At 65.8% G+C, this 24,447-nt stretch carries 20 protein-coding genes; 8 read left to right on the forward strand and 12 right to left on the reverse strand.

Annotated elements, in window-relative coordinates:
- From J2W23_RS13815 to J2W23_RS13830, 4 genes are all read right to left on the reverse strand, one after another.
- Positions 1-1,149: an acyl-CoA dehydrogenase family protein gene (locus J2W23_RS13815; protein ID WP_307649133.1), complete on the reverse strand. Its 1,149-nt coding sequence runs from the start codon at positions 1,147-1,149 to the stop codon at positions 1-3.
- A gap of 36 nt (positions 1,150-1,185) precedes the next feature.
- Complete coding sequence (locus J2W23_RS13820) at positions 1,186-2,289, reverse strand: CaiB/BaiF CoA transferase family protein (RefSeq protein WP_307649134.1); 1,104 nt, start codon at positions 2,287-2,289, stop codon at positions 1,186-1,188.
- Positions 2,290-2,382: 93 nt separating this feature from the next.
- Positions 2,383-3,522, reverse strand: coding sequence for an acyl-CoA dehydrogenase family protein (locus J2W23_RS13825; protein WP_307649135.1), 1,140 nt, complete (start codon positions 3,520-3,522; stop codon positions 2,383-2,385).
- 10 nt (positions 3,523-3,532) lie between these two features.
- Entirely contained in the window at positions 3,533-4,714 is a 1,182-nt protein-coding gene (locus J2W23_RS13830) for an acyl-CoA dehydrogenase family protein (RefSeq protein ID WP_307649136.1), read from the reverse strand.
- A gap of 211 nt (positions 4,715-4,925) precedes the next feature.
- Here J2W23_RS13830 and J2W23_RS13835 point away from each other — a divergent pair, with 211 nt between their 5' ends.
- Entirely contained in the window at positions 4,926-5,186 is a 261-nt protein-coding gene (locus J2W23_RS13835) for a hypothetical protein (RefSeq protein WP_307649137.1), read from the forward strand.
- Between the two features lie 99 nt (positions 5,187-5,285).
- Here J2W23_RS13835 and icmH read toward each other — a convergent pair whose 3' ends face one another.
- From icmH to J2W23_RS13865, 6 genes are all read right to left on the reverse strand, one after another.
- A complete protein-coding gene (gene icmH, locus J2W23_RS13840; RefSeq protein WP_307649138.1) occupies positions 5,286-6,053 on the reverse strand; it encodes a type IVB secretion system protein IcmH/DotU in 768 nt (255 codons plus the stop codon).
- The gene (locus tag J2W23_RS13845; protein WP_307649139.1) at positions 6,053-7,171 is read right to left on the reverse strand and encodes a hypothetical protein; all 1,119 of its coding nucleotides are present in this window, start codon (positions 7,169-7,171) and stop codon (positions 6,053-6,055) included. Before J2W23_RS13845 ends, icmH begins: the two co-directional genes overlap by 1 nt.
- An 8-nt stretch (positions 7,172-7,179) precedes the next feature.
- Positions 7,180-9,849, reverse strand: a complete 2,670-nt coding sequence (locus tag J2W23_RS13850; protein WP_307649140.1) for a T6SS effector BTH_I2691 family protein — start codon at positions 9,847-9,849, stop codon at positions 7,180-7,182.
- Entirely contained in the window at positions 9,827-10,921 is a 1,095-nt protein-coding gene (locus tag J2W23_RS13855) for a DUF4123 domain-containing protein (protein WP_307649141.1), read from the reverse strand. Before J2W23_RS13855 ends, J2W23_RS13850 begins: the two co-directional genes overlap by 23 nt.
- A complete protein-coding gene (locus J2W23_RS13860) occupies positions 10,918-13,461 on the reverse strand; it encodes a type VI secretion system Vgr family protein (RefSeq protein WP_307649142.1) in 2,544 nt (847 codons plus the stop codon). The genes J2W23_RS13855 and J2W23_RS13860 overlap by 4 nt, the downstream gene beginning before the upstream one ends.
- 223 nt (positions 13,462-13,684) lie before the next feature.
- Positions 13,685-14,563, reverse strand: coding sequence for a UDP-2,3-diacylglucosamine diphosphatase (locus J2W23_RS13865; RefSeq protein ID WP_307649143.1), 879 nt, complete (start codon positions 14,561-14,563; stop codon positions 13,685-13,687).
- 94 nt (positions 14,564-14,657) lie between these two features.
- Between J2W23_RS13865 and J2W23_RS13870 the strand changes: the two genes are divergently transcribed.
- The 3 genes from J2W23_RS13870 (at position 14,658) to J2W23_RS13880 (ending at position 17,982) form a co-directional block, all read left to right on the forward strand.
- Positions 14,658-16,403, forward strand: coding sequence for a lysoplasmalogenase family protein (locus J2W23_RS13870; RefSeq protein ID WP_307649144.1), 1,746 nt, complete (start codon positions 14,658-14,660; stop codon positions 16,401-16,403).
- A gap of 84 nt (positions 16,404-16,487) precedes the next feature.
- On the forward strand, positions 16,488-17,549 hold the full coding sequence (locus tag J2W23_RS13875; RefSeq protein WP_307649145.1) for a M35 family metallo-endopeptidase: 1,062 nt from the start codon (positions 16,488-16,490) through the stop codon (positions 17,547-17,549).
- On the forward strand, positions 17,539-17,982 hold the full coding sequence (locus J2W23_RS13880; RefSeq protein WP_307649146.1) for a hypothetical protein: 444 nt from the start codon (positions 17,539-17,541) through the stop codon (positions 17,980-17,982). Before J2W23_RS13875 ends, J2W23_RS13880 begins: the two co-directional genes overlap by 11 nt.
- A gap of 52 nt (positions 17,983-18,034) precedes the next feature.
- Here the strand turns inward: J2W23_RS13880 and dmeF are convergent, their stop codons facing one another.
- Positions 18,035-18,997, reverse strand: coding sequence for a CDF family Co(II)/Ni(II) efflux transporter DmeF (gene dmeF, locus J2W23_RS13885; RefSeq protein ID WP_307649147.1), 963 nt, complete (start codon positions 18,995-18,997; stop codon positions 18,035-18,037).
- 6 nt (positions 18,998-19,003) lie between these two features.
- Positions 19,004-20,068: a Holliday junction branch migration DNA helicase RuvB gene (ruvB, locus tag J2W23_RS13890; RefSeq protein ID WP_307649148.1), complete on the reverse strand. Its 1,065-nt coding sequence runs from the start codon at positions 20,066-20,068 to the stop codon at positions 19,004-19,006.
- Between the two features lie 85 nt (positions 20,069-20,153).
- On the opposite strand from ruvB, the gene J2W23_RS13895 reads away from it, so the two are divergent.
- The 4 genes from J2W23_RS13895 (at position 20,154) to J2W23_RS13910 (ending at position 24,413) form a co-directional block, all read left to right on the forward strand.
- Positions 20,154-20,768 (forward strand): CDP-alcohol phosphatidyltransferase family protein, encoded by a 615-nt coding sequence (locus tag J2W23_RS13895; protein ID WP_307649149.1) that lies wholly within the window; start codon positions 20,154-20,156, stop codon positions 20,766-20,768.
- A gap of 34 nt (positions 20,769-20,802) precedes the next feature.
- Positions 20,803-22,569: a bifunctional alpha/beta hydrolase/class I SAM-dependent methyltransferase gene (locus J2W23_RS13900; protein ID WP_307649150.1), complete on the forward strand. Its 1,767-nt coding sequence runs from the start codon at positions 20,803-20,805 to the stop codon at positions 22,567-22,569.
- Between the two features lie 61 nt (positions 22,570-22,630).
- Positions 22,631-23,980 (forward strand): phosphatase PAP2/dual specificity phosphatase family protein, encoded by a 1,350-nt coding sequence (locus tag J2W23_RS13905; protein WP_307649151.1) that lies wholly within the window; start codon positions 22,631-22,633, stop codon positions 23,978-23,980.
- Positions 23,973-24,413 (forward strand): hypothetical protein, encoded by a 441-nt coding sequence (locus J2W23_RS13910; protein ID WP_307649152.1) that lies wholly within the window; start codon positions 23,973-23,975, stop codon positions 24,411-24,413. The genes J2W23_RS13905 and J2W23_RS13910 overlap by 8 nt, the downstream gene beginning before the upstream one ends.
- Positions 24,414-24,447 lie beyond the last annotated feature (34 nt).

The following is a 24,447-nucleotide window of genomic DNA, read 5'->3' on the forward strand; positions in this document are numbered from 1 at the left end:
TCACAGCGCCCGCGAAATCACCTCTTTCATGATCTCGTTGGTGCCGCCGTAGATGCGCTGCACCCGCGCATCGGCATACATGCGCGCGACCATGTATTCGTTCATGTAGCCGTAGCCACCGAAGAGCTGCAGGCACTCGTCCATCACGCGGCCCTGCGCCTCGGTGCCCCAGAGCTTGGCCATGGAGGCGGTGGCGGTGTCGAGCCGGCCGGCCACGAGGTCTTCGACGCAGCGGTCGATGAAGGCACGGCCCACCTTGATTTGAGTGGCGATCTCGGCGAGCTTGAACTTGGTGTTCTGGAACTCGGCAATCGGCTTGCCGAAGGCTTTGCGGTCGCGCACGTAGTCGAGCGTGGCCTGGTAGGCGCCTTCCATGGCCGCGAGCGCGCTCACGCCGATGATGGTGCGTTCATAAGGCAGATCGCTCATGAGCTGGAAGAAGCCCTGCCCCTCCTGGCCGCCGAGCAGCGCATCGGCGGACACGCGCACGTCGTCGAAGAAAAGCTCGGAGGTGTCCTGCGCCTTCATGCCGATCTTGTCGAGCACGCGGCCCACGCGAAAGCCCTCGCAGCCCTCGGTCTCGACGATGAGGATCGAGGTGCCCTTGGCACCTTGCGCGGGGTCGGTCTTGCACACCACGAGCACCAGGCCGGTGAGGTAGCCGTTGGTGATGAAGGTCTTCGATCCGTTGATGAGGTAGCCGCCGTCCTTTTTCTCGGCACGGGTGCGCACGCCCTGCAGGTCGGAGCCGGCGCCGGGCTCGGTCATGGCAATGGCGCCGACCAGTTCGCCGCTCGCCATGCGGGGCAGGTAGCGCTGCTTCTGTTCTTCGGTGCCGTGGTTGAAGACGTAGTGCGCGACGATGGCGTGCACCGAGGTGGCCATGCCGGTGAGCCCGCGGCGCGACATCTCCTCGTACACCACGGCCTCGTGGCGAAAGTCGCCGCCAGCGCCGCCGTAGTCGTCGGGAATGTCGGCGCACAGGAGGCCTAGCGAGCCGGCCTTGCGCCAGACCTCGTGGCCCACGTGGCCGCGCTTGCGCGCTTCCTCGTCGTGCGGGAGCACTTCGGTTTCGACGAAGCGCACCACGTTGTCGCGGTAGAGGTCCAGGTCTTCATCGCTCCAGGAGCGGCGAAAGTCGATGGGCATGGGTGTTTTCCTTTTTGGTTGTTGTGTTGAACGCGCTCAGCCAGCCGTGACGGGCGCGACCGCGCCGCCCCAGCGGCGCAGCACGGCCTCGCCATCGTCGTGCGCGGTGGCCGGCGGCATCACGGGCGCGGTGCGGCTGAAGCGCGGCGCGGGCGCGGGCTGCACCACGCCACCGACGTTCGCGAAGGTGCCGCGCGCCACGTTGTGCGGGTGCGCGGGGGCCTCGTCCCAATCGAGCACGGGGGCGAAGCAGGCGTCGCTGCCTTCGAGCAGCACGCACCATTCGTCGCGCGTGCGGGTGCGGAACAGGTCGGCCATGCGCAGCTTGAGCAGCGGCCAGCGGTCGGCGTCCATCTGCGCATCGAAGGCGGTGTCGTCGGCGATGCCGCAGCGCTCGCGCAGCAGCGCATAGAACTGCGGCTCGATGGCGCCCACGGCCACGTATTTGCCGTCGGCGCAGGCGTAGGTGTCGTAGAAGTGCGCGCCGCCGTCGAGCATGTTCTCGCCGCGCTGGTTGCTCCACATGCCGGCCGACTTGAAGCCGTACATCATCGAAGACAGCAGCGCCGCGCCGTCGGTCATCGCCGCATCGACCACCTGCCCCTGGCCCGAGCCCTTGGCTTCGTGCAGCGCAGCGAGGATGCCGAAGGCCAGCAGCATCGCGCCGCCGCCGAAGTCGCCCACGTAGTTGAGCGGCGGCACCGGCGGCTCGCCCGCGCGGCCGATGGCGTGCAGCGCGCCGCTGATGGCGATGTAGTTGATGTCGTGCCCCGCCGCATGCGCAAGCGGGCCGTGCTGGCCCCAGCCGGTCATGCGGCCGTAGACCAGGCGCGGGTTGCGCGCATGGCATTCGGCGGGGCCGAGGCCCAGGCGCTCCATCACGCCGGGGCGAAAGCCCTCGATGAGCACGTCGGCCTTGGCGATGGCATCGAGCACGTTCGCTGCCGCACCTTCAGCGCGCAGGTCGATCTGCAGCGTGCTGCGGCCGCGCGCGAGGATGTCGCAGGGCGCGGTGCGCGTGCCGGGGCGCTCGATGCGGATCACCTCCGCCCCCATGTCGGCGAAGAGCATCGCGCAGAACGGCCCGGGGCCGATGCCCGCCATCTCGATCACCCTGAGTCCCTGCAATGGACCTGCCATGGTCTGTCTCCTGTGTAGAGAGGCATCTTGGCGCGGGGGCGGCGGGGGTGCATCGTCCAAAGCGACGAATGCGTCCCGCGCGATCGATCTATCTCACGACGTTGCGGCGGCGCGCAGCTTCGCCACGCGGCGCAAATGCCATGCGGGCGGGCCGAACTGGCCTTCGATGAGCGTGGCGCGGCGCACATAGTGGCCGATGGCCAATTCCTCGGTCATGCCCATGCCGCCATGCAGTTGCACCGCGCCCTGCCCCACGGCCCTGCAGGCTTTGGCCGCGGCCACCTTGGCGGACGAGACCGCGCGGGCGCGCTCGTCGTCGCTCGCGGTGTCGACGATTTCGCCGACGCTCGCGGTGAGCGCCGCGGCCTGCTCCAGCGCCATGTGCATGTCGGCCAGGCGGTGCTGCAGCACCTGGAAGCTCGCGATCGGCACGCCGAATTGCTTGCGCTGGCGCACGTAGTCGAGCGTGTCGCGCAGCAGGCGGCGCATGATGCCGACCGATTCGGCGCAGACGGCGAGCGTGGCCTCGTCGAGCGCGCGTTCGATCTGCGGCAGCGCGCCGCCTTCGATGCCGAGCAATGCATCGGCGGGCAAGCGCACGTTGTCGAAGGCGATGTCGGCGGCGCGGCCGCCGTCGCGCGTCGGGTAGGCGCGCAGGCGCAGGCCCGGCGCGTCCCGTGGCACCACGAGCAGCGACAGGCCCTTGCTGCTGCGCGCCGTGACGATGAAATGGCTGGCCCACGGCGCGGCCTGCACCACGGCCTTGCGGCCATCGAGCCGGAAACCGTCGCCCTCGCGCAAAAGCTGCATCTGCACATCGTCGCGCTCGTAACGGCTTTGCGGCTCGCTGTGCGCGAAGGCCAGCACGGCCTGCCCCGCGACGATGCGCGCGAGCAGCGCATCGGCCTGTGCGCCCGGGTGGCGCTGCAGCAGCCCGGCGCCGATCACCATCGTCGACAGGTAAGGCTCGGCCGCGAGCGCGCCGCCCAGTGTTTCCATCAACGCGAGGTGCGCGGCCATGCCGAGGCCCAGGCCGCCTTGCGGTTCGGCCAGCGCTGCGCCCAGCAGGTCGAGATCGCGTGCAAGACCCTGCCAGAACGGCGGCGGCGCGTCGTCGGCCTTCGCGAGCGCATGCAGGCGCTGCTCGAAGCCGTGGTGGTCGTCCAGGTAGCGCGCGAGGCTGTCGCGCAGCATCGCGAGGGTGTCGTCCTGTTCGGTGGTGAATGTGCTCATGGCAATGACCTCAGCGGGCCAGCAGGTGGGCCGCGACGATGTTGCGCTGCACCTCGTTGGAGCCGGCGTAGATGGAAGCGGCGCGGTCGTTGAGGTAGGCCGACATCGAGAACACGGCCTCTTCGGGAATCGGCAGCTCGCCTTGCAGCCCGTCGTCCAGCGGCAGATCGACGGCGGCATGGTGGCCGGCGATTTCGACGCCGAGTTCGGTCAGCCGCTGGCGCAGCTCGGAGCCGAGCACCTTGCCCATCGAGGGGCGGATGCCGGGCGGCTCGCCGCGGGCCTGGGCGCGCAGCGATTGCAGCTCGGTGGCTTCGAGCGCATCGATGGCGCATTCGGCGTCGGCCAGGCGCAGCGCCATGTCGTCCGCTTCGTGCCGGTCGCCGATCGCATCGGCGACTTTGCGCAGCCGGCGAAGGCGCGCGCGCAGCATCGGCGTCCATGCGCCGCCGCGCTCGTGCTGCAGCAGGTACTTGGCGATGGTCCAGCCCTGGTTCTCCTCGCCGATCAGGCCCTCGGCGGGCACCCGCACGTCGTCGAAGAACACCTGGTTGAGCTCGTGGTCGCCCGAGATGCTGATGATCGGCCGGATAGTGATGCCCGGCGTCGGGATGTCGAAGCACAGGAAGCTGATGCCCTGCTGCGGCTTGCCGCCCGAGGTGGTGCGCACAAGGCAGAACATGCGGTTGGCGTACTGCGCATGCGTGGTCCAGATCTTGGTGCCGTTGATCACGTAGTGGTCGCCCTGACGCACCGCCTTGCACTGCAGCGAGGCGAGGTCCGAACCCGACTGCGGCTCCGAATAGCCCTGGCACCAGTAGTCCTCGCCCGAGCGGATGCCGGGGAGCCAGGCGCGCTTCTGCGCCTCGGTGCCGAAGGCGATGATCACCGGCGCGACCATGCCCGGCCCCATGGGCGCGCGCTGCGGCGCATCGGCCGCGGCCAGTTCGGCCGCGAAGAGGTAGTGCTGCATCGGCGTCCAGCCGGTGCCGCCGTGCTCGACGGGCCAGTGCGGCACGCTCCAGCCGCGCCTGGCGAGGATGCGGTGCCAGCCGTTGCCTTCGGCGTAGTCGCTGAAGATGCCGGAGCAGCGCCGGCCGGCGGCGCGGAGTTCGGGCGTCAACTCGCGCGAGAGGAAGTCGCGAACCTCATTTCGGAATGCCGTTTCGGCAGCGCTGAGTGTCCAAGCCATGGTGCGGTCCCGTTGGAAGGAGTACAGCGGCGAGTGTGCACCTGGGAGTGCGGCGGGGGGATCGTCGGATCGGACGAAGACTTACCGGGTTCCGTAGTTTGCGCGCACACCCGGGATAGCCCTCTGCAGCGTCGCCGGACGACCACGCAAAATTACCAGCCGGGAGTTGTTCTGTGCGCCAGAGAATGCGCTGCGCTCAACGGAGAGCACCATGCACGCGACCACCACACCCGGTTTCTCGCACGCCAGCATCGAGCGGCTGTGCGACTACGAATTGCCCGACCCGCCTGCCCGCACCGCGCCAGCCACGCCGGCCGCGCCCCTTTCATCCATCACCCACGACTCCGAGAAGCTGGCGCTGAACTGGTGGCTGTGGATGGATGAGATGAACAAGAGCATGTGGCGCCACTACGACGCCTGGCGCGAACAGCAGTTCGGCCATCCGGGCAAGGGGCCGAAGGGCCGCGGCTGAGTTGGTCGACTGCGGAGCGATCGCCTTCGACGGCACCGGCATGTGCTCGGCCTGTGCCTCTGCGCCACTGGTCGTGGTCCTTGACGGTCTGGTTCGCGATCATTGAAACAGCGCCTGCGCAGTGTCCGCCAGTTCGCCGGGCAGCACTTCGCCCCACAGCAGACTCTCGATCACACGCCAGTGCACCATGTGCATGCCGTCACCCCGGCAAGACCGCACCGTTGCAAAGAGGGTGTGGCGGATGTCGTCGAGAACGCGCTTGCCATTGGCGGCTCTGCGGTACAGGCCTTCGAACCCGAGTGCGATGACGATCAGCAGCAGTTCCAGCAGGTCGACGTGCTCGGCTGGTCTTTTGAGCAGGTTCGCCATGAGCTTGAATACGCTTTCGCCGCCCCTGCCGTCGCCGTGAAACCGAACCGCCAGCAGCCGTCCGGCCCAGGCGTTGACGCCTGCTGCGGGGCCCGTCGCCCAGGCGGACAAACCCGCCGCTTCATCCAGTGCGGTGCATAGCATGTAGCTCGCACCGGTGATGTACTCCTTGCGGATAAACGCATCCACGCACACGGACTGGAAGCCGGCGACCTGGCACACCAGGTCGCTGTGCAAGGTACTGGCGCGGGCTGCGTCAAGCTGCCCGGGCATATGGACCAAGGCCAGCAACAGCGGACGGGCCGCTTCGATCAAAGGGACGCGGGCAGCCTGAACCGCAACCAAACGATCGGGCTGTGGCGATTGGCGCGCGAGGGTCTGCTCGCTTGCAAGGAGAGGCTGGAGTCGGGGCTTGGGAGCGGCCGCTGCGACAAGGCGTTGCGCGGTCTTCTCGAAATGGCAGTAAGCAGCGAGCGTGAACTCTTTGCGCAGGGGCATCAATCCCTCCGCGCCCGCGCTGCAGCCAACGCCTCTGCAGTGCCATAACGCTCCATCAACGCCACCTCATCGGCCTTGCTCAGCCTGCCCTGGGCGCGATAGACCAATGCGGTCATCACGGCCCCCGTCTGCACGGGCTTGTCTTCAGGTTCGCCCAGGCCGCTGTCGCTTTGCCATTCCGCAGGAAAACGCGGCCAGCTGCAGGTGATCTGGCTGCTCATGTGAAAGAAGGTCTCCATGAAGCCGGGCCTGCACTCCTGCCGGTACTGGCTGCAGCTGGGCAAGCCGCAGTAGGTGGTGTAGTCCGGATGCAGGTAGCGTGCGATGCCCTTGAAATTGGCGGGTGCGTCAGCCGGAATGCGGTCGATGGTGGGGCCTGTTTCCATGTACTGGCGGATGTATTCCCACAAATGGGCCGCGCCGCTGGGGCCGGTGACGGCAGGGCCTGCGAACAGGCAGTCTTCGCCTTGGGCCGTGGGGTCGGCGGCATCGAAGGGAGGGTGGTACAGGGCCAGGGCCTTGATGGTCTGCTTGGCTCCGGCACTGGTGCCCTCGGGCTCGAACAGTGCGACCAGCCGATTCCACTCGAACACCGCGTTGCCTCCACAGTATTTGGGACGCAGCACATACACCTTGCGCGTGATCCGATTGAAGCGGATACGACCTCGCGCGAGAGTGAAGAAGCAAGTGCGCATGCCCATGTAGTGGAACCAGGCAAAAATCAGAAAGGCACAAGCCAGGGCGGCGGGAAAACCCAGCAGCCATCCAAAAATCAAATCTCCAACATCAAATTGAGAAGTGAAATACCAAAAGACAATCAACTGCCCAAACAGGACAGGATGAATAGTCATCCCATACCAGAACCAAATAATAAAAAGGGCCGGAAATATCACATAGAAATTTCCGATGCCTGCACGCCATTGCAAATTCCACCCTGAATTGCACAACTCCAAGTAAACATCATTCTGCGCATAGACTGCGCCATTGGGTATCGTGACACCCGATGCACCCGAGCGGTTGATTGGCCATTGCTTCTGGCCTTCAAGGTTGATGTGAGTGCGACTCTTCTCGATAGATTTTCTTAGCGCTATCGCGTAGCTGTTTTCTCGAACGAACATGATTTTCCTCAAGCCAGTTGCAATTCCTTCTGAGCATTAGCCAGGTCTTGCAGTGTTTCCCGCAAGTTGTCATGCATCGGCTTCTTACCTTTGCGCTGCTTGTTCAGAGGAATATCGCGCAACCAGGTAATCCACTTGTCCTCGCTCAAGAGCAGCACAAAAATCGTGCTGCCGATTGCTAACGCGGCTCCCATTAAGCCCAGGGTTGCTGCGGCCGCTGCCCAAGCGATGCCCTCAACACCGAATATCGCGGCACCGGTACCGAGGACGGTGAGTACGGTTCCAATAACAGATGCAGTTTGAGCGCGTGATAGCCATAGTTGCCCTCTGTCTCTAGATTTCACAGCATCCATTCCATCCAGCACCGTTGAAAACACCGCCGCCGGCCCAAGAAATTTGAACGCCGACAGCCGAAGACTCTTGAGATGCAGCGCTTTGATGCTGTCCAAACCTTCGACAAGTGCCGGGTACTTGTAGGCGTCATACCCCTTCACCCCCTTGAAGATCGTTTCTTCATACGCCTTGGCGCGCCAGTCATAGAGGCTGCCGATGCCTTGCAGCAATTGGCCCGCAAGGTCGAAGGCAGTGCGTGCATCGAACTTGGTGCCGAACTGGTTGCCCTTGATGATGGCGGCGCCAAGGTCCATCAGCGCGCCCAGCATCGCTGCACGCGTTCCAGGGGCCGCAGTGCGTGCGCGCTCCAGCGCCGCAGCCTTCCCGGCACGGGTGGCCGGATCTGCAATGGACTTCAGCTTCTTGGCCCGCAGCGCAATGCGCTTGGCGTTCTCTGCAACGTCGGCCTGCAGCTGCGCCACTGCCTTGTTCACGGTGCTGCCCAGGGTGCTCATGCCAGCCAGGGCCAGGTGCTGCACCATGCGTGCTTCCAGTTGCGATGCTTTCCAGCCGCCGATGCCGGTCGCAGCGCGCGCCGAGAGCAGGGAGAACACGTGGCCGGCCCAGGCCGCCTTGCGCAGCATGGCCGGTGCGTCGGCGTTTTGCGCTTCATCGATGAAGCCCAGTGCCTTGTCGCCCAAGGCCAGGCGCCCGGCCATCAATTTGAGGGTCGTCGCCAATGTTTCGGTCATGGCGGCTTCGGGCTCGGCGGGGGGCACCACCGCGGCCGGGGGCTTGGGGTTTTCGAAGTCTTTGTAGGCTGCCAGGAGGGTGTCGCTGTTGAAGCACAGCAGGCGCGACAGCAGGCTGCCGCCCCACGGGTTCATTGCCCGCAGCGCCTCACGCCCGGCTTCGTGCGTTTCCAGGCCTGCCAGGCACTGAGCGAGCTGCAGGCTCAATGCGGCGCCGCCACCGGACTTGTTGATCTTGCCGTCCTGATCGCTGAAACGGCCCAGGGCCGCGAGCAACAGGCTGCCGAACACCCATTTGTTCTGGTCACGGCCGAGCGCGGCCACTCTGTCTTGCGCTTGCTCCTGCCGGATCCTTTGCTCCTGCAGGATGTCGCGTGCCGCAGCCTGGTCGAACCATTGGCTGCACGCGAGCTGAACGGCCGACTGGGCGTTGCCGAGCTCGCGCTGGTGGTTGGCCGTGCGCGCAGCGGTTCGGCGGGCGCTTTCCTTGGCGGCCTCCTGGGGGTCGCGCGGCAGCGGCGCATGAATGCGTGCCGACTCCGCGTAGCCCCGGTCAACGCGAGCGACAGCACCCTGTTGCGCGAGGGCCATCAGACCCTGCGCCCCGATGGCCGTCTGGAACACCCATTCATTGCTCACATCCTTGTGATGCCCTGTCGCACCGGACGCCTGCCAATGGCTATAGCCAGTTTGCGCCTCGGCCTGCAGGTGCCCCAATTCCTGCGCAATGCCAATGGCGTCGTCGCACGCGACGACGGCCCCACCGTTGTCGGTCAGAAATTTGGCGATGTTCTGCAGGCGCTTTCCGTGTGCACCGGCGTAGCCGAGTTGTTTCACGACCGAGGTTTCTTCGACCGTGATTTTTCCGGCGTGTTCGCCCGTGATCAGATAGTGGTCCGTCTCCACAAAGCGCTTGCGCTCATAGTCGCCCCACCCGCGCTCCATCGCATTGCTGCCCATCAAGCCGTACAACTGGGGCTCCAGCGCGTTGCGCACGGCTTCGTCCTCCAGCGCCCTGAATTCGGCCACGCTCCAGCTATTTGCGTCTGGGTTGGGCACTGCGGTGCCGGGCGCGGCCTTGCTGCCGCTGGCCCAGCCGGCCACGTCGAAGCTTTGCGTGTACTTGTCCAGGTCGCTGTCGATGACCTTGCTCAGGTGATCGGGGTCCATCGGGTCGGGGTGGAACAGGTAGTTCAGCTTCGTGACATCCTTGGCGCCTTGGATCCACACAAGGCTTCTGTTGGCACCCCATTCCTGCGGGCTGCACGCGGCAAGGCCTTCGGCCTCTTTCGGGTGATCGACATCGAATCGTGTCAGGTAGCCATGCGAATGCACGGCGTAGCCGAACCATGCGGGAAGCCGGCAGTTGGTTTCGATGCGGATGTACAGATAACCCGCGCGCAGCATGCGCACGTTGTATCGGGCGGTCTGGAGTGCGATGCCGCCTGGCTGGCTCTTGAAACTGCCGCTGGGCTTGAGCTTGTCCAGTGCAGCCGCGCCCTTGTCGGTGCAGCTGTAGGCAGCGGCGTAGCGCGTGAACAGAATCGGCAGTCCGCTTTGGGCGCATTGATCACAGGGGTTCTTGCAGGCCATGGCTTATCTTTTTTTGAGGCTGGATGATCTTGTTCAGAAGCATCGAAAAGCTGGCTTCGGGCCGATCGCGCAACTGGTCTTCAATCTGGCTCAACGCCGATGCCAGGTGCGGCAGGCTCCAGTCCATAGCGCGCGCGGGACCTTCTTTGGGGGCGTGCATCCAGGTGATCCAGACATAGTCTTCAAGGTCGAGGTTTTTCAGGTTCATGCGCGCGGCGTCAGCCAGCATTTGCTGCAAGCTGCCTGGATCGGGCTGGGCCTCGGGCGGTATGTTGTGCTTGGCATAGCTGCGCCAGATCGAATTGGCGTCCGGCGAGACACCCGAGAGAAACCACTGCGCCTCATCGAACAGATCGCGCGGCGATCCGTCCGCTTTCGTTCCGTAGGGAAGCACTGGTGCTTTGGCACAAAACCATCGGGCAGGCTCGGGCCTGTCGCCGAACGGCCCCCAGGGTTGCATCAGCGACCACCATTGAGTGACCGGGCCGAGCCACCGGCTTTGCTGCAGGGGACTCAGCGCATGCCAGACACGCTGCATGACGCGCGGATCCTGGAAGCGAAACAGCACACGTTCTTCTTTGTGGGGGGGCCGTTGGTCGCCCAGGCCGACCCAGTACCTGGTGATGGCCTGCGCCGATTCAGAACTGATGACCACACCGCAGAAGTCCTGTTTGGTGACACGCTCGTTCACCTGCTGCGAAGCGAACGCCAGGCAATGCGCCAACCATTCGCGCAGGTCTCGAGTCCTGAATCCCGGGACGGAGACAACCAACTCTTCGGGCAACTCCAGCAGGCAGGGCGCACGCTCTTCGTGATACTCGAAGTAGCTATCGGGCACGCTGATGCGGTCACGCGCCCATTTGGGAAACTGCTCGCACAGTTCCTGCGCCAGCGGGTTTCCGTCCCAGCGGTTGAACAACAGGTAGGCCCTCTGGGGAAGCGGTTCTTTTCCGGCCTTGCCCCCGAACTCCTTGGGCGAGAGCGCGGTCAGAGCGCCCCAGCCCTCCATCAGCGCGTCGATCAGCTTTTCGCAGAGGGGCGTTTGCCCTCCAGCATCGGCATCGTCGATCATCCGCGCGGCACCGAATTTCCGCCGTTGTCGGCACCGTTTTCCTTGGTCGCACACGCCTTGTCGTTCACGGGCCGGGTGGGCTTTGAGTCCCCCGAAATGAAGCTGTGAACAGCGGCATGGTTGATGTATTTGCCAGTGGTCCCCTTGGTGATGCTGCCGGCGCTGTACTCGCCATAGCTGCCCCCGCCATTGATCGTCAGTCGGGTCTTGGCCGTGATGTTGATGATGTCGGCAGTCAGCTCGATCTTGTCTTTGGCGAGCATCCTGATGGAGTTTTCGAGTGCCTTGATCTCGATGTCGGCCCGGGCGGCAATCACCTCCATGCCGCTTTGCATGGCGTAGACCTTGAACGCCTCGAGCGCAACCGCGATCAGGCTGCCGCCGCTGTTGATGCTGGTGTGCGCGGAACTGGTGATTTGTGTGTGTTCGACGCTGGCGATGTGCGTGGATCCGCCCGAGGTAACGGCGATGCCACTCGGGCTGGCAAGCACCAGATGGGGGTCGGCCAGCTCGGGAAACTGCCCTTCCCGCGGGTTGCCACCACTGCCCTTGATGGTGTCGTTCTGCTTCCCGAGGGCCTTGGCGACGGCATCCTGATCACCTTTGATCTGGGCTTTGCTGGTACGGGCCGCATCGGATTGGCCTTCGATCAGATCGCGGGCCAGCACAAGGCGCGGAACGGCGTCGCCCAAGTCTTTGGCATGGCCGGCGGCATCCACGCGAGCCTCGGTGGTGATGAGCATGCCGTCAGCTGCGCGCATGACGCCATGGCCGTCGGTACGCAGCTCATAGCCTTGACCGCGCCGGTCCTTGCGCCCGCCATGGTCTTCAACGCGGGTGATGGAGCCCAGGCTCAATGAGCTGGACTGGTAGTCGCTCTTGAGCTGGGCCTGGATTTCCCCGGCCGTGTCGTCCAGGACAAGCTGATTGCTGCGCCCGGCAGAGCTGTTGCCGCCACCGCCCACAAGTTCGCGCGAGCGAAACCCCGACAGTGCCGCCTGATCAGGCAGTTTGTATGGCGGCATGTTCATCTGGTTGTAAACACGACCTGTGCAGATGGGCAGATCGGGGTCGCCGCCGAAGAAATCGATGACGACTTCCTGGCCGATGCGCGGGAGGTGCATCGCACCGAGTTGATTGCCGGCCCAGGCCGCGCTCACGCGCACCTTGCACGAACTGTTCTGATTGAACTGGCCGTCGCGGTCCCACGGAAACTGGACTTTGATGCGGCCGTATTCGTCGGTCCAGATGTTCTGGCCGACGGGGCCGACGACAACCGCATTCTGTGGGCCACCCGTCCTGGGCTTGGGGCGGGTGAGCACGGGGCGCAACTCTTCTGTGACCGGGTGCACCGTGAAGTCGACGCTCACCGCCCAGTTCTGCGAGCGACCGGGGGCAGCGCCCTTGATCTGGCTCTCCTGCCCCGTGTCTTCGATCGCGAAGTTCGTGTGCAGGATCAGGTATTCCGCATTTGCACTCTCACGCGGATGCTTTTGCATGCGGAACGTGCAGCCCGGCACCATGCCTCGCAGGTGGCCTGCGGCATGTGCGCGGGCGCCATGGGTGCGCAGGTGCTGCATGCGCAGCCGAGCGAAGGCCTGCGCTTCGGTGGACGGCTCATTGGGGCCGGTGCCCCCCGCCTCCGGTTGCACGAAGTGGCTGCCTCCCACACTGGCGTGATACTGGTACACCTCGCCGTTGGCATGGCTGGTCGAGCGTGGCGCACTGTTCTGGCCGATCAGCCTGGCCTTGCTGCGTGTGTAGTCGTAGTCTCTGGTGGCGTAGGAGCCGCTGGTGAGTTGGTTGTGCACCGCGAAGCGATGGATGTATTCCGCGTCGGTCTTGTACCCGGGGGTATGGAATTCGACGTTCGCGTAGGCGGCGCTCGGGCATTCCCTGTAGGCGGCCATCGCATCCGACAAGACCAGGCGATGGGCGCCGTCGCTGTGCTCGAAGTGGTAGTTGATGCCGTACTCCTGGCACAGGCGCTCGAAGAACTCGAAGTTGCTCTCGTTCCATTGCACGCAGTAATCGCGAATCGGATAGGTGTCGTACAGCCTCTTTTCCACGGGGAACGAATAACTTCCCAACACCTGATCGAGCGTTTGGACGACCGTCTGGTCCTGGTAGATCTTGCAGTCGCAATTCAGCGTCGCCAGGTGCAGCCAAGGTCGAATGATGAAGCGGTAGACCACATGGCGGCCAGCCTCGCCTTCCATGACGGCATCCGTCACGATGCCGCTGATCTGTCGCACCCCTGCGCCGGTACCGTAGACACTGGAGCCAACGGTTCCGGCCAGCAGTTCGCCAGAGCCATCAAGTTCGATCAGGCAGGTAACTGCTTGCCCAATGAAGCCGTCGAGATTGAAATCGGCCGCGCCGCTCGCACCGAGATTCAGCGCATCGGGGGTCTTGAGGACGAGTTCGTATTCGAAGAGGCCGTTCACGCCTTCGCGACCGGCGAGCCGCACGGGCATCAATGCGGGCAGCCCCAGGCTCAAGGGGATGGCGGTGCTGATGACGGAGAGGGTTTGAGGCACTGGCGGCAGACCTGATGGATGGCAATCCAAAAAGTCTGGGCCACACAGAACCCGCACATTCACAAACAATAGTCAAACGACCTGCACCGCGGCAATGGGCAGGCAAGAGTGCGAAAAATTCACGCCTCAAGAATCGGGACTCTTGCCCATTGGCCCAGGTCGTCTCCATGCGCGGAGCACAACGCGCAGCAACGCCGCGTCACGGCGCCAGATTTATCGCCGCTCAGGCGGCCACGGCTTCCCGTGCCGGCGTCGCCTTCGACGGCACCGGCATGTGCTGTGCCCAGTCGATGATTTCCAGCGTGCCGTCCGCATGCTCGGCCAGTGCCGTGAGGCTTTCCACCCAGTCGCCGTCGTTGCAATAGAGGATGCCGTCGATGTCGCGCATCTCGGCATGGTGGATGTGGCCGCACACCACGCCCTGCGCGCCGCGCTTGCGGGCCTCGCGCGCCACGGCGTTCTCGAAGTCGCCCACGTAGCTCACCGCCCGCTTCACCTTGCCCTTGAGGTACTTGGAGAGCGACCAGTACGGCAGCCCCATGCGCGCGCGCAGCGAGTTGAGGTGGCGGTTCAGCTTGAGCGTGAATTCGTAGAGCGAGTCGCCCACGTAGGCGAGCCACTTGGCGCACTGGATCACGCCGTCGAACAGGTCGCCGTGAATGATCCACAGCTTGCGGCCATCGGCGGTCTCGTGGATCCATTCGTCGGCCACGTCGATGCCGCCGAAGTTGTGATTGAGGTACTTGCGGGCGAACTCGTCGTGGTTGCCCGGGATGAAGATCACGCGCGTGCCCTTGCGCGCCTTGCGCAGGAGCTTCTGGATCACGTCGTTGTGCGCCTGCGGCCAGTACCAGTGGCGCTTGAGCTGCCAGCCGTCGATGATGTCGCCGACCAGGAACAGGGTCTCGCACTCGGTGTGCTTGAGAAAGTCGAGCAGCGCACGGGCCTGGCAGCCGGGCGTGCCCAGGTGCAGGTCGGAGATCCAGAGGGTGCGGAAGTGCAGCGGTGGACGCTGGCGATCGTCGTCCTCCAGGTCCACCGTTGCCGGGGGCTGGGTCGCGGTGTCGCGCCATGCGCGAAGGAAAGCGTCGTCGCGTTGCATGGACGGGTAGGCTCCCACCCGCGCATGACGCTGCGATGGCACACCCGCGACATCCCGGTGACGCGTGGCCCCCGCGCAACGCCACAATCGCGCGATGCGACCTGGCCAGATCATCGTTCTTGCGACCCCCGTGTTCCTCCTGCTGATCGCGATCGAATTCGCGGTGGGCCGCGCACGGGCGCGCCGCGGCACGGGGCACGACACCTACCGGCTGGCCGATACGGTCAACAGCATCGGCCTGGGCATGCTGAGCCAGATCAGCGCGGTGCTCACCGGGCTCTTGCGCATCGGCATCTACACCGCGGTGTATTCGGCCGTGGCGCTGTTCCCCAAGGAGGCCGCGAGCGACTTCTGGACCACCTGGTACGGCTGGCTGCTGGCGCTGGTGTTCTACGATTTCTGCTACTACTGGCTGCACCGCATGGGCCACGAATCGGCGGTGCTGTGGGCGGCGCACGTGGTGCATCACCAGAGCCAGCACTACAACCTGTCGACCGCGCTGCGGCAGACGTCGAGCGGGGCGCTGCTCGGCTGGATCTTCTATTTGCCGATGGCGGTGGCCGGCGTGCCGCCGCTGGTGTTCGTCGTGGTGGCGCTGATCGACCTGCTCTACCAGTTCTGGGTGCACACCGAGCAGGTGGGCAAGCTCGGCTGGTTCGACCGCTGGTTCTGCTCGCCGTCGAACCACCGGGTGCACCACGCGGTGAACGACCGCTATCTCGACCGCAACTACGGCGGCGTCCTGATCGTGTGGGACCGTCTGTTCGGCACCTTCCGCGAAGAGGACGAACGCTGCGTCTACGGCACGCGCGGCGAGCTCAAGAGCTGGGACCCGCTGTGGGCCAATGCCGAGGTGTACTGGGCGCTGGCCAAGGACTCATGGCATGCGCGCAGCTGGGCCGACAAGCTGCGCGTGTGGCTCAAGCCGCCCGGCTGGCGCCCGGCCGACGTGGCGGCACGCTTTCCGAAACCAGCCTTCGACATCGCGAAAGTCACGCGCTACGAGCCGGTGGTGAGCCAGCCGGTGCAGTGGTTCGCGGGCGTGCAGTTCTTGCTGATGCTGGGCGGCGTGGTGGTCTTCCTGTGGTTCTCGGACGACATGCCGCTGCCGCAGGCGGCCGTGTGGCTGGCCACGTTGACGTCCGTCCTCTGGGCCATCGGCGCGGTGCTGCAGGGGCGGCTGTCGGTCACCGAAGTGCTGCTGGTCGAGGCCGCGGCGCTGGCGACGGCGAGCGCGGCGTTGGGCATCGACTGGCTGCATCACATCTGCAAGCCGCTGGCGCTGTCGCTCGCCATCGTCTTCGCTGCGCGGCGCGCGATGAAGGCGGGCGGCGTGACGCGCTTCGATGGATTGCTGCTGGCCGGCCTGATCGCCTCATTGGCGGGTGACGTGTTGCTGATGGGTTCGGCAGCGTTGTTCGTGCCCGGGCTCGTCTGTTTTCTGCTCGCACACCTGGCGTACATCGCGCTGTTCCGCATCGGCGTGGGCATGTTCCCGCGCCGCGCGATGCTGGCTGCGACGCTCCTGATCGGCGCGGGGATGTACGCGTTTCTCTGGCAGGGCGGGCTGCCGCCTGCGCTGCGGATTCCGGTCGGGGTCTACGTGGTGGTGATCGCCTGCATGGCGGCACAGGCGATCGGGCGCGCGGCGGTGCTGCGCGAAGCCGATCCGTCCGCGGTGTGGGTGGCGGTGGGCGCGTGCTTCTTCATGCTGAGCGATGCACTGCTGGCGACCAACCGTTTTGTCTCGCCGCTGCCGCTGGCGCAGTTGTGGGTGCTGGCGACTTATTACGCGGCGCAGATTCTGATCGTGCGGCACGTCCGCCGGCGGGGCGCATAAGCCTGCAGTTGCTCCCACGAGCGGCCGGGACCGCCGGCCTGCTTCGATCACGGAACTTGCGTCCATCGAAGAAGCGCCAGCTTCGTGAACTACGCCCAAGCGCAGGAAGCCAGCCGCTCTCCACAATGTCCCACCAAAAAATCCTGGGAGGGAACAGTGGAGAGAAAAATCATCGTGGTGGGCGATCCGCCCGCGCCCGGAGGCCGGGTGCTGCCCTACGGCGGACCCACTGCCGAAATTCATGGTCATCAGGTCGCACTCATCGGAGGACGCGCGTACTGCGAGGGATGCCACAGCGTCGGCATCATCGCGAAGGCAGGCGGACCGCGGCGCATGCAATTCCTTGGAGAAGTGGCACTGGAGGGCGACGTGGTGATTTGTCACTGCCCGATTCCTCCTGCGCTCGTGGCCACGATGCAGCAATCGGCGCATTTCGATGACGGCATGACCACCGCAGCGGGAGCGTTCAACGCCAGCGCGATCCCATCACAGGGATGGTTCTCTGGAGATGCCGCAGCCGTTGCGGCGAGCAAGAAGCTGGTCGATGCGGCAGTGAGCCACCCACCCGAGGCTGAGCAGACGGAAAACATCTGCCCGAACATGACCAACAAAGAGTTCGCAATCAAGGTCTTGGGGCTGCGAGACCTTGCCGTTGGCCTGGTCGAGAAACGCGTCAAAGACCTGGCCGCGTGGGGAAAGCCTGAGCGAGAACGCGTGACCAAGTGGTTCGGCCAGAGCGATGAAGATTTGCGACGCCACCTGGACACGGGCCTGAAAGCATGTATCCGTGTACTAAAGGGGCTGACAGAAGCCAACTTCGTTCGCTACTCGGAGGAAGCGATGCGAAATGTCGGCTGCATCCCTTCAGGCAATATCGGCCACCTTGCCGCCGAAGTGTGCAAGCCCGACCTCAAGACGCGCACGATCGGAATAGGGCTTCCGTTTTGCGAGCTTCCCGACATTTCCTACAGAATCGACTCGAAGCTGGCCACCATCCTCCATGAGGTGACTCACTTTGATGACGTGTTTTCGTCGAACGATACGGTCTACCAGATGACGCAGAGCCTGAAACTGATGGCATCCAATCCCAACGCGGCAAGGGCCAACGCGGACAGCGTCGTAGGGTTCGTTCTGTATGCCGACTAAACCTTTCTTCTTTGTCCTGACCGTCCTGATCGGGTCGAGCATCGGCAATTCCGCGCAAGCATGCAAGCCACCATTGATGATCATGCTGGCCTTTGATGAGGGCTCCGCGACCTTGGGCCGGGATCAGGTCGTTCTGCTGGCCAACAAGCTGGATCACTTCCGTCGCCTGTACCCGCACCTGGAGGCTGCAGATATCGAGGGCGTTGCACGCGACACTGCCCCCGATGCGAAGCAGCTGGCACAACGCCGAGCCCTGGAAGCGGCGCGTGCAGTTCGCGTTCTTTTCGATGGAGCGAAGTTGCATGTCTCGTCGAATGTCTACCCGCCCGCGTGGTCGACCCTTGACGGCAACTACGCAGGCATCAACATGGCGCCGCCCATGAAAGACATCCCCAACTGCTTGCCGGTGCCGATTCCCGGTTTCAAGCACTGAATGTGCGGCGCTCCACTGCCCTGACTCTCGCGGAACGAGAGGCGGTGAAGACCTACTCCGCGCAGCGCTGGATTTCCACCGTCGAGTGGCGGATTTCCTCGTGCATCGAGAAGCAGGCGCGCACCTCGTCGGCGGTGAGCGTGAGTGAGTGCGTCACCACCGTGAGCGCGCAGGCATAGGCGTCGCGGCCCACGCGCCAGACGTGCAGGTCGGCCACGCGGGTCTCCGAAGCGGCCAGCGTGGTCTCGACGCCTTCGCGGATCTCTTCGGTGACCGGGTGGTCCATCTCGCGGTCGAGCAGCACCTTGCCGGTTTCCTTCAACAAGCCCCGGGCCCAGCTGGCGACCAGCACCGCGCCGACGATGCCCATCGCCGGGTCGAGCCAGGCCCAGCCGTAGAACCAGCCGCCGAGCAATGCCGCGATGGCGAGCACCGAGGTGGCGGCATCGGCCACCACGTGCAGGTAGGCGGAGCGCAGGTTGAGGTCGTGGCCGTGTTCGTGGTGATCGCCGTGAGCGTGACCGTGGTGGTGATGCCTGTGATCGTGCCCATGGTCATGGTGCGTGCCGCCCAGCAGCCGCGCGGAGACCAGGTTGACCACCAGCCCCAGCACCGCCACCGAAATCGCCTCGGGGTAGTGAATCGCCGAAGGCGACCACAGCCGCTCCAGCGAGCCCACGACCATCAGCGCCGCCACGCCGAGCAGCAGCAGCGCGCTCGCGAAGCCGCCGAGCACCTCGATCTTCCAGGTGCCGAATGCAAAGCGCGGGTCGCGCGCATAGCGGCGCGCGGCCGCGTAGGCGAACGCGCTCAGGCCGATGGCCAGCGCGTGCGAGCTCATGTGCCAGCCGTCGGCCAGGAGCGCCATCGAGTTGAACCACCAGCCGGCGCCGATCTCGATCACCATCATCGCGGCGGTGATCCACATCACAAGGCGCGTGCTGCGCTCGGCGGAGGCATTGCCGGCGCCGAACTGGTGGTCGTGCTGCCAGGCGCTCAGGTCGTGGGTGTGCATGGGTCTTCAGACTCCGAAAAGGTCCTGTCCGTCCGAACGGCTCGAAGGCGGCGTCACGCCCAGGTGCCGGTACGCCGCGAGCGTGGCGATGCGCCCGCGCGGCGTGCGCTGCAGGTAGCCCTGCTGGATGAGATAGGGCTCGATCACGTCCTCGATGGTGTCGCGCTCCTCGCCGATGCTGGCCGCGACGTTGTCCAGACCGACCGGGCCGCCGTCGAAGCGGTGGATCACGGCTTCGAGGAGCTTCCTGTCCATCAGGTCGAAGCCCTGCGGATCGACGTCGAGCATGGCGAGCGCCTTGTGGGCGATTTCCTCGGTGATGCGGCCGTTGCCCTTGACCTCCGCGTAGTCGCGCACGCGGCGCAGCAGGCGGTTGGCGATGCGGGGCGTGCCGCGCGAGCGGCGGGCGATCTCGAAGCCGCCGGTGTCGTCGGTTTCCACCTTGAGGAGGCGGGCGCTGCGGGTCACGATGAGCGCCAGTTCTTCAGGCGTGTAGAACTCCAGCCGCGCCACGATGCCGAAGCGGTCGCGCAGCGGGTTGGTCAGCATGCCGGCGCGGGTGGTGGCGCCCACCAGGGTAAAGGGCTGCAGGTCGAGCTTGATGCTGCGCGCCGCGGGGCCTTCGCCGATCATGATGTCGATCTGGTAGTCCTCCAGCGCGGGGTAGAGGATTTCCTCGACGACCGGGCTCAGGCGGTGGATCTCGTCGATGAAGAGCACGTCGTTCGGCTCGAGGTTGGTCAGCAGCGCCGCGAGGTCCTTGGGCTTCTCGAGCACCGGGCCCGAGGTCTGGCGCAGGTTGACGCCCAGCTCGGCCGCGATGATGTGCGACAGCGTGGTCTTGCCGAGGCCGGGCGGGCCGAACAGCAGCACGTGGTCGAGCGCCTCCTTGCGCTTGCGCGCCGCGCCGATGAAGATTTCGAGCTGCTCTCGCACCTTGGCCTGGCCGACGTATTCGTCGAGCAGCTTGGGGCGAAGGGCCCGTTCGATGGCCTCCTCGTTGGGCGAGGCGGGGGCTGCGGACACCACGCGTTGGGGCGCAGGGGCGAAATCGTCGGTCTGGATGGTCATTGGATAGGGGGCTGCGAGGGCAAGTTTAGTCCTTGCCACGCTGGCAGAATGCTTCGACAACATAACGAGTGAGGGAAGCCAGAACGTGTCGATCTACGAACTGAAGCCGCGTTTCCAGGCCCTGCTGCGGCCGCTGGTGGTTCGCCTGCATGCCATGGGCGTCACGGCCAACCAGGTCACGCTGGCGGCGTGCGTCGTGTCGGTCGTGCTCGGGCTCTGGCTTTTCTTCGCGGCGCCCTCGCTGGCGGCCTTCGGACTCATCCCGGCGTGGATGTTCCTGCGCATGGCCTTCAACGCCATCGACGGCATGCTGGCGCGCGAGCACAACCAGCAAAGCAAGCTGGGCGCCTTCCTCAACGAACTGACCGACGTGGTCTCCGACGCCGCGCTCTACCTTCCCTTTGCGCTGGTGGCGCCCTTCAGCCCGTTCTGGGTCGGCACGGTGATCGTGCTGGCCGGGCTGAGCGAATTCGCCGGCGCGCTCGGCCCCACGGTGGGCGCCTCGCGCCGCTACGACGGGCCATTGGGCAAGAGCGACCGGGCCTTCGTGTTCGGCGCGCTCGGGCTCTACGTGGCGCTGGGCTGGCCGCTGGCGGGCTGGACGGCCTGGCTGATGCCGCTGCTGGCGGCGCTCGTGGCCTGGACCACCGTCAACCGCATCCGCCGCGCATTGGCCGAGGCCGGTGCAGCCGGTCGCTGAACATACATACCAAGACAGGATTCACAGGGACTCAATGACAGACACCACCCCACGCATCGCACAAGAGCTGCACTTCCAGACGCACGACGGCGAATCGCTTTTCTACCGCCGCTGGCCGGCCACGGGCGCCGTGCGCCGCGGCGCCATCGTGCTGTTCCACCGCGGCCACGAACACGGCGCGCGCATGGCGCACCTGGTCGACGAGCTCGACCTGCCCGACTTCGACTTCTACGCCTGGGACGCGCGCGGCCACGGCCGCTCCCCGGGCCAGCGCGGCTACAGCCCGAGCTTCGGCACCTCGGTGCGCGACGTGCAGACCTTCGTGCATCACATCGGAACGGCGCACGGCGTGGCCGAGCAGGACATCCACGTCGTCGCGCAGAGCGTGGGCGCGGTGCTGATCGCCACCTGGGCGCACGACTACGCCCCCAAGGTGCGCGGCCTCACGCTGGCGTCGCCCGCCTTCAAGGTGAAGCTCTACGTGCCCTTCGCGCGCGCCGGACTCGGGCTGATGCACAAGCTGCGCGGCCTGTTCTTCGTCAACAGCTACGTGAAGGCGAAGTTCCTCACGCACGACCCCGAGCGCATCGCGAGCTACGAGAGCGATCCGCTGATCTCGCGGCCCATTGCGGTCAATATCCTGTTGGGTCTGTACGAAGCGGCCGACCGCGTGGTGACCGATGCGAATGCGATCACTCTGCCCGTTCAGCTGCTGATCTCCGGCGCCGACTGGGTGGTGCACCACAAGCCGCAGCACCAGTTCTTCGAACGGCTGGGCAGCGCAGTCAAGACCAAGACGGAGCTGCCAGGCTTCTTCCACGACACGCTGGGCGAGAAAGACCGCGCGCCGGCCGTGGCGCAGATCCGCGAATTCATCCTGCAGCGCTTCGATGCGCCGGCCGTGCCGGTCGACCGCACGGCCGCGCACCTCGCCGGCGACACGGCCGACGAATCGCGCGCGCTGGCCGAGCCGCTCTCGCCGCTGTCGCCGCGCGGCGCCTACTGGGCCCTCACGCGCGGTGGGCTGCGCATCGGCGGCAAGCTCTCCAGCGGCATCGCGCTCGGCCACAAGACCGGCTTCGACTCGGGCAGCACGCTCGACTACGTCTACCGCAACCACCCCGAAGGCAAGGGCCCGCTGGGCCGGAGCATCGACAACACCTACCTCAACTCGATCGGCTGGCGCGGCATCCGGCAGCGCAAGCTCCATGTCGAGGAGCTGATCCGCATCGCGATGGAGCGCCTGGCCGAAATGCACCGCGAAGTGCGGGTGATGGACATCGCCGCCGGCCACGGCCGCTATGTGCTCGACGCGGTGCTCGCGAGCCCGGTGAAGGCCAGCTCGATCCTGCTGCGCGACTACAGCGACATCAACGTGCGCGACGGCCGCGCCCTCATCGCCGAGAAGGGCCTGCAGGACACCGCGCAGTTCGTGCAGGCCGATGCCTTCGACCGCATCAGCCTCGCCACGGTGACGCCGCGGCCCACGCTCGCGGTGGTGTCGGGCCTGTACGAGCTCTTTCCCGACAACGAAATGGTGCAGCGCTCGCTCGCGGGCGTAGGCGACGCGGTGGAAGACCGCGGCTATCTCGTCTACACCGGGCAGCCGTGGCATCCGCAACTGGAAATGATCGCGCGCGCCCTCACCAGCCACCGCCAGGGCGAGGCCTGGGTGATGCGCCGCCGCACGCAGGTCGAGATGGACCAGCTGGTGGAAGAAGCGGGCTTCCGCAAGATCGACCAGCGGGTCGACGAGTGGGGGATCTTCACGGTCTCGCTGGCGGTACGCACGGGCAGATGAGCGCCGCGCCGGGCCGCCCCAAGCAAGCTCGCGCCGCAGTGCGCAGCACGGAGGCTTTCCGATGACCGCCTGGCTCGCGCAACGGCCCTGGAAGCGCGCAGTCGCTTGGCTCGTGTTTCTCGGGCCGCTGTTCTATGCGACCTACGGCTTCGCCAACTGGTGGGCCACCACGCGTGCGAACGTGCCTTCGATGGCCTTCGACTGGGAGCGGCAGATCCCGTTCTGGCCGTGGACGATCTTTCCGTACTGGACGATCAACGTGTTCTACGCGCTGTCGCTGTTCCTCGCGCGCAGCAGGCACACGCTGGACCGGCATGCGCTGCGGCTGGTCACGGCCACCTTGATCGCCTGCACCTGCTTCATCCTCTGGCCGCTGCACTTCAGCTTCGGGCAGCCGCCGGTCGATGGCGCGCCGGCCTTTTTGTTCAATGCGCTGCGCGGTTTCGACCAGCCATTCAACCAGGCGCCCTCGCTGCACATCGCGCTGGCCGTGATCCTGTGGGACTGGTACCGGCAGTTCATCCGCCCGCTGTGGGCGCGGCTGGTGCTGCATGTGTGGGCGTTCGCGATTTGCGCCTCGGTGCTCACGACGTGGCAGCACCACTTCATCGACATTCCGACCGGTGCGCTGCTCGGGGTGGTGTGCGTGTGGCTGTGGCCGCTGGAGCGGGTGGTGTCGATGCGGCGTTCCTGGCAAGTCACGCGCGATCCACAGCGCTGGAAGCTCGCGGGGTTCTATGCGGTGGGTGCGTCGCTGCTCCTCGCCGCGGCCTTGTACGGCGGCGGCATGTGGCTCTGGCTCGCGTGGCCGGCCGCATCGCTCGCCTTCGTGGCGCTCAACTACATCGGCTTCGGCGCGCGCGGCTTCCAGATGGATGGACACGGCCGCATGGGTTGGGCGGCGCGCTGGATCTTCGCGCCCTACCGGCTCGGCGCCGCGATCAACGCCTGGCTCTGGACGCGCAAGCTGCCCGCGTCGGTCGAGGTGGTGCCTGGCTTGCGGCTCGGCCGGCGTCCCACGCACGCCGAATGGCTCGCCGCCGGCAAGCCGCGCCTGGTGAGCCTGTGCGCCGAACTGCAGATGCCGGCCGGTGTGCCGCATGCACGCTGCGTGCCCTTGCTCGACCTGACGGTGCCGCCAACCGTGCGGCTGCAGCGCGCGGCCGTGGTCATCGAAGGCCAGCGACGCAACGCAGAGGGCGCGCCGGTGTGGGTCTGCTGTGCGCTCGGCTTTTCTCGCAGCGCCGCGGCGGTGATCGCCTGGCTGGGTTGCTACGGCTCGACGGGCGGCCTCGCGCAAGCCGAAGACGCGGTGCGCCGTGCGCGGCCGCAGATCGTGCTGCGCCCCGCGTGGCTGAGTTCGCTCGCGCTGCTCCGTCACTCCGTGCGGGAGGTGCCACCCCATGACTGACAACGACCGCGCCACCTGCGCCGCGCTCGCCGGCCTGCTGCGTGCCTTCATGGTGCTGGCGATCTGGGGCTTTGCGCTGACGAGCATCGCGGCGCTGGTGCTCGCGCTCACGCTGCGCTCACTGCCGACCACGCCCACCATGGGCTTCGGCGCGGTGGTGATCCTCGGCGTGCTCGAACGCTATTTCGCCTTCCGGCTGCGACTGGACCAGACGCTGTTCGGCGACCTGGCGCACGGCACCATCGCCTCGCTCGATGCGCTCGACCGCGCGCTGGACCGCCTGGGCCTTCGCAATGCGGCATCGTCGCCTTCCACACGGCCGCTCGACGACCGCGTGCAGGGCACCCGCCAACTCATGCAGCGCCATGCCATCGTGGTGGCCTGCCAGAGCGCCATGTTCCTTCTTGCCTTGATGACACAGGATTTCTCTTGACCGACGAAAACGAGAACAACAAGAGCAGCGACAA

Origin of the sequence: Variovorax boronicumulans (assembly GCF_030812215.1) — a bacterium.
Taxonomy (GTDB): domain Bacteria; phylum Pseudomonadota; class Gammaproteobacteria; order Burkholderiales; family Burkholderiaceae_C; genus Variovorax; species Variovorax boronicumulans_C.